This window comes from Pantoea sp. X-Soil-YNGN-775, assembly GCF_059730575.1.
On the sequence record NZ_AP035946.1, the window covers coordinates 105,266 to 117,701 of the forward strand.

Annotated in this window: 18 protein-coding genes; 5 read left to right on the forward strand and 13 right to left on the reverse strand. The window is 51.9% G+C overall.

What is annotated here, in order from left to right; translation table 11 throughout:
* Positions 1 to 23: 23 nt before the first annotated feature.
* Both AC6I8I_RS20350 and AC6I8I_RS20355 read right to left on the reverse strand, forming a co-directional pair.
* On the reverse strand, positions 24 to 866 hold the full coding sequence (locus AC6I8I_RS20350; protein WP_312053766.1) for a fumarylacetoacetate hydrolase family protein: 843 nt from the start codon (positions 864 to 866) through the stop codon (positions 24 to 26).
* Positions 867 to 915: 49 nt separating this feature from the next.
* A complete protein-coding gene (locus tag AC6I8I_RS20355) occupies positions 916 to 1,656 on the reverse strand; it encodes an SDR family oxidoreductase (protein ID WP_497828799.1) in 741 nt (246 codons plus the stop codon).
* 223 nt (positions 1,657 to 1,879) lie between these two features.
* On the opposite strand from AC6I8I_RS20355, the gene AC6I8I_RS20360 reads away from it, so the two are divergent.
* The 4 genes from AC6I8I_RS20360 to AC6I8I_RS20375 all read left to right on the forward strand — a co-directional run bounded on the left by AC6I8I_RS20360 (position 1,880) and on the right by AC6I8I_RS20375 (position 6,034).
* The gene (locus tag AC6I8I_RS20360; protein WP_312757829.1) at positions 1,880 to 2,641 is read left to right on the forward strand and encodes a FadR/GntR family transcriptional regulator; all 762 of its coding nucleotides are present in this window, start codon (positions 1,880 to 1,882) and stop codon (positions 2,639 to 2,641) included.
* 298 nt (positions 2,642 to 2,939) lie between these two features.
* Positions 2,940 to 3,665, forward strand: a complete 726-nt coding sequence (locus tag AC6I8I_RS20365; RefSeq protein ID WP_497828800.1) for an NAD-dependent epimerase/dehydratase family protein — start codon at positions 2,940 to 2,942, stop codon at positions 3,663 to 3,665.
* Between the two features lie 326 nt (positions 3,666 to 3,991).
* Positions 3,992 to 4,975, forward strand: coding sequence for a DUF1852 domain-containing protein (locus AC6I8I_RS20370; protein ID WP_497828801.1), 984 nt, complete (start codon positions 3,992 to 3,994; stop codon positions 4,973 to 4,975).
* A 27-nt stretch (positions 4,976 to 5,002) separates the two neighbouring features.
* A complete protein-coding gene (locus AC6I8I_RS20375) occupies positions 5,003 to 6,034 on the forward strand; it encodes a methionine synthase (RefSeq protein WP_497828802.1) in 1,032 nt (343 codons plus the stop codon).
* 157 nt (positions 6,035 to 6,191) lie between these two features.
* On the opposite strand, the gene AC6I8I_RS20380 is transcribed toward AC6I8I_RS20375, so the two are convergent.
* The 11 genes from AC6I8I_RS20380 to AC6I8I_RS20430 all read right to left on the reverse strand — a co-directional run bounded on the left by AC6I8I_RS20380 (position 6,192) and on the right by AC6I8I_RS20430 (position 11,721).
* Positions 6,192 to 7,319, reverse strand: a complete 1,128-nt coding sequence (locus AC6I8I_RS20380; protein ID WP_497828803.1) for a phage integrase Arm DNA-binding domain-containing protein — start codon at positions 7,317 to 7,319, stop codon at positions 6,192 to 6,194.
* On the reverse strand, positions 7,297 to 7,545 hold the full coding sequence (locus AC6I8I_RS20385) for an excisionase (RefSeq protein ID WP_497820750.1): 249 nt from the start codon (positions 7,543 to 7,545) through the stop codon (positions 7,297 to 7,299). The genes AC6I8I_RS20380 and AC6I8I_RS20385 overlap by 23 nt, the downstream gene beginning before the upstream one ends.
* 125 nt (positions 7,546 to 7,670) lie before the next feature.
* A complete protein-coding gene (locus AC6I8I_RS20390; RefSeq protein WP_497820751.1) occupies positions 7,671 to 7,925 on the reverse strand; it encodes an ANR family transcriptional regulator in 255 nt (84 codons plus the stop codon).
* A gap of 1 nt (position 7,926) precedes the next feature.
* On the reverse strand, positions 7,927 to 9,000 hold the full coding sequence (locus AC6I8I_RS20395; RefSeq protein WP_497828804.1) for a RecT family recombinase: 1,074 nt from the start codon (positions 8,998 to 9,000) through the stop codon (positions 7,927 to 7,929).
* Positions 8,997 to 9,815 (reverse strand): PD-(D/E)XK nuclease-like domain-containing protein, encoded by an 819-nt coding sequence (locus AC6I8I_RS20400; protein ID WP_497820753.1) that lies wholly within the window; start codon positions 9,813 to 9,815, stop codon positions 8,997 to 8,999. The genes AC6I8I_RS20395 and AC6I8I_RS20400 overlap by 4 nt, the downstream gene beginning before the upstream one ends.
* Complete coding sequence (gene gamL / locus AC6I8I_RS20405; RefSeq protein WP_497820754.1) at positions 9,812 to 10,108, reverse strand: host nuclease inhibitor GamL; 297 nt, start codon at positions 10,106 to 10,108, stop codon at positions 9,812 to 9,814. The genes AC6I8I_RS20400 and gamL overlap by 4 nt, the downstream gene beginning before the upstream one ends.
* Positions 10,105 to 10,314, reverse strand: coding sequence for a hypothetical protein (locus AC6I8I_RS20410; protein WP_497828805.1), 210 nt, complete (start codon positions 10,312 to 10,314; stop codon positions 10,105 to 10,107). Before AC6I8I_RS20410 ends, gamL begins: the two co-directional genes overlap by 4 nt.
* Before the next feature lie 137 nt (positions 10,315 to 10,451).
* Positions 10,452 to 10,676, reverse strand: coding sequence for a hypothetical protein (locus tag AC6I8I_RS20415; RefSeq protein ID WP_069729679.1), 225 nt, complete (start codon positions 10,674 to 10,676; stop codon positions 10,452 to 10,454).
* 104 nt (positions 10,677 to 10,780) lie between these two features.
* Positions 10,781 to 10,987 carry a ParE family toxin-like protein gene (locus AC6I8I_RS20420; protein WP_122983653.1) on the reverse strand — a complete coding sequence of 69 codons (207 nt, stop codon included), beginning with the start codon at positions 10,985 to 10,987 and terminating at the stop codon, positions 10,781 to 10,783.
* A gap of 186 nt (positions 10,988 to 11,173) precedes the next feature.
* Positions 11,174 to 11,446: a hypothetical protein gene (locus tag AC6I8I_RS20425; protein WP_497828806.1), complete on the reverse strand. Its 273-nt coding sequence runs from the start codon at positions 11,444 to 11,446 to the stop codon at positions 11,174 to 11,176.
* 56 nt (positions 11,447 to 11,502) lie between these two features.
* The gene (locus AC6I8I_RS20430; RefSeq protein ID WP_069729677.1) at positions 11,503 to 11,721 is read right to left on the reverse strand and encodes a hypothetical protein; all 219 of its coding nucleotides are present in this window, start codon (positions 11,719 to 11,721) and stop codon (positions 11,503 to 11,505) included.
* 174 nt (positions 11,722 to 11,895) lie between these two features.
* Here AC6I8I_RS20430 and AC6I8I_RS20435 point away from each other — a divergent pair, with 174 nt between their 5' ends.
* A complete protein-coding gene (locus AC6I8I_RS20435) occupies positions 11,896 to 12,345 on the forward strand; it encodes a hypothetical protein (RefSeq protein WP_313188824.1) in 450 nt (149 codons plus the stop codon).
* Positions 12,346 to 12,436 lie beyond the last annotated feature (91 nt).

A 12,436-nucleotide genomic window follows, 5' to 3' on the forward strand; every position in this document is an offset into this window, starting at 1 on the left:
AAATTCCTTCCGCTGTAATGAGGCTATGCCTGTACCGTCTTTTGACGCTGTTCACCCAGTCCTTCAATCCCAAGGTGCATAACCTGACCGGCTTTCAGATACAGCGGCGGTTTTTGTCCCAGACCGACGCCCGGCGGAGTACCGGTAGAGATGATGTCGCCGGGTTGCAGGCTCATAAAACGGCTGAGATAACTGATGATTTCGGGAATGCGGAAAATCATGGTGCGGGTATTACCGTTCTGATAACGCCGGCCATCCACTTCCAGCCACAGGTTTAGCTGATGCGGATCGGGAATTTCATCGGCGGTAACCAGCCACGGGCCAATCGGACCGAAGGTGTCGCAGCCTTTGCCTTTGTCCCAGGTTCCGCCGCGCTCAATCTGAAATTCCCGTTCAGAGACGTCGTTGATCACGCAGTAACCGGCGACGTGTGCCATGGCGTCGGCTTCGCTGATATAGCGGCCGCCGGTGCCGATCACCACGCCCAGCTCAACTTCCCAGTCGGTTTTCACCGAATCACGCGGGATTTCGACGTCATCGTTCGGGCCGACAATGGCGCTGGTCCATTTACTGAAGACCACCGGTTCTTTCGGGATTTCAGCTCCGGTCTCGGCCGCGTGATCGGCGTAGTTCAGGCCGATACAGATAAATTTCCCGCTTCTGGCGACGCACGCGCCCAGACGGGGTTCACCGCTTACCAGCGGCAGGCTGTGCGGGTCGAGCTGGCGCAATGCATTCAGCGTCGCCGGTTGCAGGGCATCGCCGTCGATGTCGGCGACGTGAGCAGTGAGATCGCGCAGTCTTCCGTTGCTGTCTAGCAGCCCGGGGCGTTCGGAACCTGGGTTGCCGTATCGTAGTAGTTTCATCGATCACTATCCTTCTGTGAAATGTCAGGGAAGCAGAGCGGCTGCGGGATCAGTTACTCCAGCCGCCGTCAATAATCTGTACCGTGCCAGTGGTGTAGGAACTGGCATCAGAGGCGAGATAGAGCGCCAGCTGGGCGATCTCGTCGGTTTTACCCATCCGGCCGATCGGCTGACGGGCAACAAACGCCGCATAAACGTCGGCTTCGCTGCGTCCTTCGGCCAGTGCCTGGGCGGCAATGCGCTGGCGCAGGGAAGGCGATTCCACCGTGCCGGGGCAAATCGCATTACAGCGGATGCCACGGGTGACGTAATCTGCTGCCACCGAACGGGTCAGGCCAATCACTGCCGCTTTTGAGGCGCTGTAGGCAAAGCGGTTTGGCACGCCTTTGATACTGGAGGCGACCGACGACATGTTGATCACCGAGCCGTAATTGCGCTCCAGCATCGCTGGCAGAAAAGCGCGGATCATGCGGAACATCGCGGTGACATTGAGATCCAGCGCGAACTGCCATTCGCTTTCGCTGCAGCTGATTATGTCGCCGCTGTGAACCACACCGGCGCAGTTAAACAGCACATCGAGCGGACCGGTGGTTTCTGCCAGCGCGGCGATCGCCTGAGGATCGGTGACGTCGAGCCGCTGCGCTGTGATTCCCGGTATCTGCTGTAACGCGCTGATATTGATATCGGTGGCAATCACCTCTGCACCTTCACGGGCAAACAGGGCTGCGGTGGTGAAACCAATGCCTTGTCCAGCGGCGGTAATCAGTACTTTTTTCCCTGCCAGGTTCATGGTGACTCCCAATCAACGATCATTTTATAGGTCTAATGGTCAGGCCATTAGGGGTGAAAAAAAAGCGTTAAAACCAGTGCTTTTTGCTAAGATGTCCAGCAAGCTTCTGCTTAAAACGCCATTTCGGTTAACCAATTTTTTACATGCATAAAACAAAGCAGCAAGATTTTTGTCTGGAAAATGCTAGCTGAATCACTTAATGAGAATTGACCTCAGGTGTCCGATGCCGATAAAAAGATTAGAAAACCCAAGGATTTACAGGCAGATAGCTGACCAGCTAAAAACATTAATTGATAATAAAGAGTTTCCACCCGGCAGCCGACTGCCAGCCGAGCGTGAATTAGCCAGTCTGCTGCAGGTCAGCCGCGCGTCGGTGCGGGAAGCATTGATCGCGCTTGAAGTGATTGGGCTGGTGGATGTGCGGGTCGGTAACGGCGTGATTGTACGTCAGCCGCCAGCTCAACCGGCTGCGCCTTCTCAGGAACCGGTGATGTCGCAGGCGGGCCGCAATCAGTGGGCCGACGTCGATGATGAGCTGAACATTGAACTGGACTTTACCGCTGAGCTGCCGCCATTTTCGCTGTTACAGACCCGCCGGTTGATCGAACCCGAAACGGCTGCGCTGGCGGCAAGAAACGCCACTGATGAAGAACTTGCTGCGATCAGGCAGGCATATGAGCAAAATTGCTACGATAATCGCAATGGTTCGGCGACCCACCCTGGCGATCGTCTGTTCCATATCCGCATTGCTCAGGCCAGTGGAAATCCCGCCTATGCATTTATCATCGGCCATCTGCTGGGCCACCGTTACGGCACTATGTTCCGCAGCTTGCAGCTACACTACACTCCACAGGACATGCCGCACCGTTCTGAGATTGAACATCTCGCCATTCTGAATGCGCTGGAAGCGCGTGACAGCCGTGCCGCGAAGAAGGCGATGAAGGAGCATCTGGATGCGGTGATTAAGATTTTCGGCCAGGGGTGATACAGCGCGTGCCGCGACCGCGTGGTTGGGTTACCCGCTGTCTGCGGCATCGCCGTTTTTGCTGTGGCATGATCAAGCTTGCCGTCCTGCCTTATCGGCGCTTGCCGTCCCGCTTTATCAGCTCCTGCACCCGGCTGTTACCTTCTGAATTTACGCCGATTCAACGGCCGCAGGCGAGGCACTGTTAGCTGTCGCAGCAGGTCAGCGTCACAATTTTTAATCTGCATTTGATCACCATCCGATACCATTAATCAGGGAACAGAGAGAATGCCAGACCGCAAAAAGATCCTGCTCACCGGTGCCAGTGGCCGGATTGATTGGCCGCACCTGCTTCAGCGCTTTGAGTGAAGCCTATGAGTTCATCCTGACCGACCTGAAACTGCCGGATTATGAAATCGCGACGCCGCATCAGTTTATCGCCGCCGATCTTTCACTGCCGGGCGCGGCGGCAACGCTGCTGGCCACCGCGCAGCCTGATACCATCGTCCACCTGGCCGGTATCCCGCATGCCGATGCCACCTTCGAACAGCTGCTGCCTGCCAATATCCTTGCCGTCACCTGGCTGCTTGAAGCCGCTGCCGCCACTGCCTGTCGTCGTTTTGTTTTTGCCAGCAGCGCCCAGACCATTGAAGGTTCTCCGGTTGATGTACAGATCCAGCCAGCGATGGCGGTTGCGCCGGCTAATCTGTACGGCGTCACCAAGTGTTTCGGTGAGGCGCTCTGCTCTTTTTATGCCAGTCAGCGCGGGCTTTCCTGTATCGCGCTCAGAATCGGGGCTTTTGAACCACCACAGGCCGGCGTGCTGAAAAATGCCCGCGACTACAGCGCCTGGCTGAGTCCGCAGGATGCGGTCAGGCTGCTAACCTGTGCGATTGAGGCGGAAAATATCAGCTTCTTTATCGGCTATGGAATTTCAGATAATCGGTTTAAGCGCTTTGACCTCACCGCGACCCGGGAAGTGCTGGGTTATCAACCGGTGGATGACGCCTTCCGGCAATTCGGCACGGCATCGCTAAACTTCTGACGGAATATTTCTCATTACGTCAAACTGCGTTGAAATCGCGGGACCGTGTCTGAAGGAAGGATGAACAGACAGAGACGACGTTGATGCGGGCAGGGCTGATGCCCGCCATCGCGATAACACCTCATCTTCATCCTGATAACCGAACATGAACATCTCTCATGTTCGGTGAAATTAAATCACTTTTTTTCACTCTCCGTCTGAGGCATAAAGGATGCATTGTTAATATCAATTGATAATATGAAGATTCGCCAGCGCTGCCCGGTTTCTCTCCGCTATACATTGCGAATCTCATATTTTATATCAGACGATCAGGGTGCCAGATTGCGATGAATAATGCGTTTACATTTACTCTTAAAAGTCTGCGTTTCGACGAGAACTATAATCCGTCTGAAAATACGCGCATCACCACTAATTTTGCCAACTTAGCCCGGGGTGAAAAGCGTCAGGATAATTTACGCAACGCGCTGGTCATGATTGATAACCGTTTTAACGCGCTGGCGAACTGGGATAACCCGAAAGGTGACCGTTATTCGGTAGAGCTGGAAATTATCTCGGTGGAGTTAGCGATCAATGCGCAAGGCCGTGCGGATGCTTTCCCGGTGATTGAAGTTTTAAAAACGCATATTATTGATCATCACACCCAGCAGCGCATTGAAGGCATTGTCGGCAATAACTTCTCATCGTATGTGCGTGATTATGATTTCAGCGTGGTGTTGCCCGCCCACAATAAGAACAGAACTGAATTCAGCACGCCGGAAAATTATGGCGTGCTGCATGGCAATATCTTCAAAAGCTTCGTTAACTCAGCGGCCTATAAAGAGAAATTCAGTAAGTCGCCGGTGATATGCCTGAGCGTCTCCAGTAAAAATACCTATCACCGCACCGGCAATCATCATCCGGTGCTGGGTGATGAATATGCCCAGAATGAAACCTCGCTGACCGATGACTATTTCGCGAAGATGGGCCTGCGGGCGCGTTATTTCATGCCGCGTAACAGCGTTGCGCCGCTGGCTTTTTATTTCCAGGGTGATCTGCTGCATGATTACAGCAACCTCGAACTGATTAGCACCATCAGCACCATGGAAACGTTTCAGAAAATATACCGGCCTGAAATTTACAATGCCAATTCAGCAGCGGGAAATGTCTATCAGCCCAGCCTGACGCATCAGGATTATTCATTAACGCGCATTGTTTACGATCGCGAAGAGCGCAGCCAGCTGGCCGTTGAACAGGGTAAATTTACGGAAGAACTTTTCATTAAGCCCTGGCAGACGCTTCTTGAACAATGGTTTGCCCAGCCCATTGTTTGAACCCTCTAAATAAAAAGGTTATTTATTATGAACACATTATTACCGACATCGACTGCTGGCAGTTTACCTAAACCTTCATGGCTGGCCCAACCTGAAACCCTGTGGTCGCCGTGGAAATTGCAGGGTGATGAATTAGCTGAGGGCAAACTTGATGCGCTGCGTATCAGCCTGGCAGATCAGCTGCACTCAGGCATCGATATTGTCAGTGATGGTGAGCAAACACGTCAGCATTTTGTCACCACTTTTATTGAACACCTCAGCGGTGTCGATTTTGAAAAACGTCAGATCGTCAAAATCCGCGATCGTTATGATGCGAGCGTGCCTTCAGTAGTCGGTGAGGTTGCCCGCCTGAAGCCGGTATTTGTTGAAGACGCCCGGTTTTTGCGTCAGCTGACCCGCCAGCCGATCAAATGGGCGCTGCCCGGCCCGATGACGATGATTGATACGCTTTATGACGGTCACTACAAAAGCCGTGAAAAACTCGCCTGGGAATTTGCCAAAATCCTCAACCAGGAAGCCAGAGAATTAGAGGCGGCCGGCGTCGATATCATCCAGTTTGATGAACCCGCCTTTAACGTCTTTTTCGATGAAGTCAACGACTGGGGCATCGCCGCGTTAGAACGAGCCGTTGAAGGGCTTAAATGTGAAACGGCTGTCCACATTTGTTATGGCTACGGTATCAAAGCCAACACCGACTGGAAGAAGACGCTCGGCACCGAGTGGCGGCAGTATGAAGAGGTGTTCCCTAAGCTGCAGAAATCAGCTATCGACATCATTTCGCTGGAGTGTCAGAACTCACGCGTGCCGATGGATCTGATTGAACTGGTTCGCGGTAAAAAGGTGATGGTGGGGGCAATTGACGTGGCAACTAACGCCGTTGAAACCGCCGAAGAGGTCGCCAGTACCCTGCGTAAGGCGCTGCAATTCGTTGATGCAGATAAACTTTATCCGTCGACCAACTGCGGCATGGTGCCGTTATCCCGTCAGGTTGCCAGCGGCAAACTGGCCGCGTTAAGCGCGGGTGCTGACATCGTGCGCCGGGAAATTCTCGGCAAATAATCCCCTTTCTGCACATCTGAAAAGGCTCAGTCCGGACCGTTTAATCCGGCCGGTTTTCGGAGATCTTCCGGACTGAGTTCATCTGGATCTGCGCCGTTTTAGCGGCTGTAAAAAGGGTCTTCTGCAAAACCCCTGCAAAACTCTTCTGCAAAACGGATTATTTTTTAACCACCAGATGCTTCCATCCCTGGTCACGATCGTCGTTATATTTATCTGTCATCTCCTGTCTTTTATGACCCAGCAGCGTACGTGTATCGACACCCTGTTTCCGGTAAAGCCGTTCTGACAGCGAACGCTGTTCATGGAAGGTTGGTGCTGCGCCTGTTTCCCATTTAAGGCCCGTTGCCTGACGAGCAGCCATGAAATGGGTCCGGAGGGTGTGTGACGTTATCGGGTCGCCTCTTTCAGATGATCCGCTTCTCCTCGTGTGATGCAGGATATAAGGGCTCAGAATATTATCGCGGCACCGGTTTATGACCTCTTCCAGGCTCAGCCCGAGAACTTCACAGCGTAGGGATAGTGGAATAGCAATTCGCGCACCGGTTTTTTCCTGCTGTACATGAAGATAGCCGTCCCAGATATCTGAAAACTTCATTTTTGTTATATCGCTGATGCGCTGGCCGGTTAGTAATGCCAGCAGCATGGCACGCTGCAGATAAGCAGGATATGTCCCGCAGTCATATATTTTCTGCCAGGTTTCTATATCGAGCCGGGTACGTCTGATTCTGACTTTGGGTGCGCGGGTTAAAAGTGCAGGGTTAAATTCGGGGCTGACTTCCCCGGCTCTCTGGGATTCTTTGAAAAAATCCACAGCAATATTCCGAATAGCCTGTGCCATGGTGGATTTACCCTGCTCAATATAATGCTCAAGAATATTACTGATATCTTTTACCGAAACTTCATCCATATATTTCAATCCCAGCTCCCTAACGAGGACTCTGGTAACTGTTTTCCGGCTCCTGACTGTGGGCGTTTTTATTTCGCCGTTTTCAAAGCGCCTCTCCTGTATTCGAAGGTACTTTTCAGCCCAGCAGGAAACCGTTATTTTTCCGGCAACATCATCAGCAATGTGGCGACGCACTTGTAGCAAATTCTGCAGCCGGCTCTGCGCTAACCGGATATTGGCTTCAGTGGCGATTTGACGGGCTTCATTTTCATCTGTGCCGAGTCCATGAAACTTGCCGGTGACAGGATGTTTATAACGCCAGTAAACACGCTTGGTGCGCGAATCCAGATAACATGAAAGCCCGGGTATAGTTACGTTATATTTTCTTGGTCTGGCCATCTTCAAGGATCCTTTTCAGCACAGGGTTATCATCTGTGTAAACCGCGGGCTTACCCTGCGTTCCTGTAAACCGGGCAGACCGGTCCACGCGCCAGCAGTTTCCGACCTTAACTGGAAGGGGATATATCATGCCGTTCTTCGCGTATTTGCTGAGAGTGGCGATTCCCGGAACGGGTTCACCAAACTCTTCTGCTGCCCATGCGGTTAATTTGATCATACGGGCCATAATTTTTTCCGCATAATTTCTGCTGTTCTGATCTGATGCCGCGTCTCACATGACTTCTGCGGCGAGCATAATATTTTATTCCGCTTTATCCGGGACCGGCCCGTGCCTGGTAACAGGCTGTACGGTCACGGTAAGCTGACAGGTTTGCTGTCATTACCATCGCTTTTTCCCCAGGCATTGCGTTTTGCCGTCTGGCAGAACTGTTTTCTTAATCCGGCCCACTCCCTGTCTGCTTCAGAGCAGGGCAGTGAACGCGCTTTTTCCCATAATGTTGCTGCACGACCATACAGGTTCAGCCTTTCAGCCCTGGCGGCCTCGATGGCATACGAACCATAGGTCGTCAGGATTTCCCCGCTGACGGGGTCTTTCCATATCCACATTTCACTGCTCCTGTTCAGTACCCGGCTCAGAGGGCATACGGCCTGTCTTCTGCTCACTGAGTTCTTCTCTTCTTATACGCGCGACATCCGTTGCCTTACTCAGCAGGTTAGTGTCATCCGACAGCATCTGGGCTGCGTAGCGGTAGCAACGGGCCAGCTCATCAATGGTCTCTGCCTTCGCAGCTGCCTCGGTGAAATCAGCCAGGAGCGTTTCTGCCGTTCGCTTTGCCGGTGACGGACTTTCGGGCGTTCCCTGAGAGGTCCTGGTCACGGCGTTTTTGCCGGCAGTTTCTTCTGATGTCGTCAACGGTTCTGAACGTTCTGCCGGCCTGGCCTCCGGTTCAGTGTGCTGAGCCGGTCTGGTTTCCGTCTGGGCATTGATGAGGGCATTCAGATCTTCTGCTGTTTCCACCGGCGTGATGTCACGCATAGGAGGCGTCTCTGACCCGATCTCATCCGGGGTATAAACCCCGAGAATGACATCCGGACAGTGCAGCCGGGCCCAGCGCTTCACTGCCAGGTACGCTAACTGCTGCTTAGGATCCGTGGCCCAGAGCGGTGAGTTTCTGGGCTGTGCCTGGGAAAGCAGTAATTCAAGGACCCGGGGATGTTTCTCGCCTTTCATGGTTGCCCAGACACGTACGCCGCATTTCTCCTCATCTGTGAACGTCCAGGCCTGAACGTAAAATTTTTTGTCGCTGTCTTTTGCAGATGTTTTTTCTTTAAACTTGCCGATAACGTTTTCCCAGGGGCCGTACCACTCGTAATGAAGGCGATCATGAGTCGGTGCCATGCTCGTGATGACCGCGTTCACAAGTTGTGCCTCATACCCCAGAACACCGTGAACGAGGTGGGTTTTCTGCGCCACCGCGAAGGGGTTCATGCCCCACTGAACCGCCTGCATGCTTACGGCCAGGCAGTCGGAAGCATTACCTTTCAGGTGTGCAGGGACGGTAACGTGTCCCTCAGCCATGACAGCAGCAAAGCGGATGAGCTTATCGAGCCCGTCCGGGCTGAATACGGCCGAGCGGCTGTCTGTTCCGGTCAGGGATGTTTCGGTCATGTCGTTACTCATAGTCTGTCCTTTTTCCGGGCCCATTCAGGGCGTGAGATTTCTTGAATGCCACCCCAGTTACCTGTGATGACGCAGTCATGAAAGCGGTTCAGGTCACGCCGGAACAGATCGTAACCGGCTGCGACATCATCCCGGCTCAGCTCATAGAGGCGTACCGGATAGCGGCCACAGTCAGCCGATTCGCTGACGGCGATAAAAATGAACTGCGGGGTCTCACCGAAGTGCCGGCGGAAACCTTCGCGATACATGGCGACCTGGACGTGATAGCGGAACTCTTCGATGTGTCGCGCGAAGCGCGCCATGTCAGCGACTTTCTTCACATCCACCATGACGGGGCGCTCTGTCAGGTATTTATCCGGGCGGATGCGGCACAGCTCGTCTGTTTCATCATCCATCCAGTAGATGGACGCTTCACACTGCCCCGCGGCTTCCAGAAAAAAGCGCGCGCCGTGGTGGGAAAAGACGCTGTCGCGCATGAGCCATAGTCTGCGGCCCTGTTCAGCGTCCATAACCTTTCTGCCGCTCTCAGCACACTCCTGCAGAAACTGTTTTTCGTCCGCCTTGCCAGCAGTGGTCCGCCGGTTAAATTCCGGCGCGACGATAAAGCGCGCATCAAACGCATCGGGTTCAAGCAGCAGGCAGTGCAGGGCAGTGCCCATATCCAGTGCTGTGATCTTCTCATCGTCGACCGGCGCATTTTTCCGCCAGAGGTAGATCGCCGGATCAACTGCAATATCATCCAGCTGTGATTTGCTGACGCCCGGGCCCGACTGATAGGCCTCATTACTGAGGCCAAAATAAATACCGGGTTTCATTGCGCAGGTTCCTCCCACCCAAGCACGACCTGAAGCTCGTAATTGCGGGTCGCCTGCAGGTAAGCCAGTTTCGTAATAAAATCGATGTAAGTCTCATTTGCTTCCAGATGAGCACAGCATTTCTTCACCTCAGGATGCAGGTTCCAGTGGCGGAACAGATAAAGATGATCCGGAAAGCAGGTCAGAAGTCGCTGTGCCTCATCATCGATCCACTGCTCCTTCCTTATCGCCTCCTGCTCCTGCACATCAAGCAGGTCCTTGTGTCTTTCCAGCAAAGCATATGGCGTCATCATGGCTGACCCTCCTTAAGCAGAATTCCGATAACACGATCGATAGCCACCTGAATCAGCGGCAGCGGTGGTTGAGGTGGCAGTGCCGGAGAGGATGACGATGAAAAACTGGCACCGGTAACGATGTTTTCTGCTGAAAACTCGATATCGCGGATGGCGTGAAAAGGGCGAGCAAAAGCGGCATCGCCCCTGATGGCTGGTTGCATCATGGGAAATGGTCCTTTGAACAGTTGGTTTAAACGAATACGCTTAGTGAAAAGCCGGGCTGGCTGTCAGAAAGAGGTGTGGCCAGAAGGTAAAATGGAAATTTACCGGACAAGACCACAACCCGTTAAAGGGGGGTAGTTCAATACTCCTCCTCTTGTCTTGCGGCGTTCAGCGCGGCAAAGATACTCACCGGATCACCTGATATCAGTGTCCGGAGAATAATAATGCCGGTAGTTGTGACATCAGCTTCAGGGGCGGCTTCCAGTGCAGCCTCAACAACACGGATATGCTCAGAAAGGCATAAAATGAAGCTCTTGATGGTGAGTATCGAACGCACACCATTGGTGATGTAATCAATTTTCACGGTTACTCCTTAATCGCGCTGGCCCGTCGTCAGCAGAAGGCCAGTGATTAAATATGGATGATTGACTGCCTAAGCCAGCGGGACGCTTAAGCGAAGCGCTGGCCTTAAATCTGTTTGTCATAATCTGCGTGACTGAGCAACTCCCAATGCTGTCCGTTATCTCTGGAGAGGAGTCGCCATTGCGGGGTGACCCGAAGCGTGAGGTATCTATCACGACAGGTTCGCCTCGCCCGGATTTGTCCGGCACGCCATGAATGGATAATCCTTTCGGCGCGCTGTTTGATCCTTACCGGAGCACGAGGTTTCGGCATGAGCGCAACCTCATCTCAGCAGCACAGGCTGCCGCGAGTTTCTGAACAATAGGCACCATTCGGTTCAGCGAACCGGGTATGCCGATGAACATGCTATTACGGGCAGGGATATTCATGTCTCGTCTCCGTTGAGGTATAAAAAAACCGCCACAGCGGGCGGTTATGTTTACGTTATGAGAGACACCGTTATGACTGGTTATCCTCTTCTGCCTCTGGATCTGCACAGCAACAGCAGCCTGAAGGCCGTAAATCAGGGTGAATGTCGACAATAGGCGTGAGGGTTGAAGTCAGTAATTCATCCATTGAGCCCATTACGGCGCGCCGGTATGTTTCTCCTTCTTCTTTACTGATTTTTCCCTCCTGCTCACTCGCTTCAAACATATTTATTAATGAACACAGCTGATAAGCCACATTCAGCAGCGCTTCTGTGGCTTTTTCTGCAGTCTCACGATGTTGCATGGTGACCTCCGGGTCAGGTGAATATGCTGTCGATTAAGGGCTGGCGGAACGGCTCCTTAAAGCTCGTGTTTGCCATTTTCATCAATGACGATGAGGCGCGTATTTCTGATGAAATCACTCATGTTCACGCCCACATCCTGCCAGTGGGCCAGCGCAAGCAGCACATCGCGGCGGGACTGGCAGTGACAGGCATTGACATACGCCTGCACGTGAACAAGAGCGAGGCTGCGCATTTCTTTCTGGCTCAGCACACGCGAAGGTTTGTTTTTGTGCATAGTTTTCTCCGGTTTCGTCATAACAACATAGGAATGAGAGTGTGAGAATTTATTCGAAACATTTCTTGAATCTTCATTCTTTTGAGACAATAATGGTTTTCTGTTTTATGAAATTTTAATTTAAAGCACACATCAATAATGTGACCTTTTATTTGATTGCAATGAGGCTTCGATATGGATATCAACAAGGAAACTAGTTCCACATACTTTCAGAATCTCTATTCTATACTTATGGCCATGGTATATGGCTTGCTTGGCTTAATTGTCTATAATTGGATGGCCGGAAAACTTGATTTCAATAACCCTCCTGATTCAATGATATGGGCTACCATACACATTGGTTTTTTCTGGTTTTTATCGTACTTCCCTAAACGTAGGCTCGCCAGAGTATTTTATGTTTTCCCGTATTTTAAATATAAAGAAAAAATAGCAGCTATAATTTACTTTATTATGAATGTGATGGTAGGGGTCTTCCTTTCTATCTATTTTGATTTCTTTATGCTTTCGGGGCCAGATGACAAGGTTACTGTAAATCTATTGACTAGCTATACGGTTTTTGCGATGGCATTGCTTTGTTATCCTCTATTTGCACTTGAGCGAAGTAAAAGCAATAAGCAAAAATAATTTTTGTGATTGAACCCTTTCGTGGTTTTAGATGTAATTAGTGTCGTAATTGTTTATAAATAGAATTAGCTATTTAATATCATAACTTAGC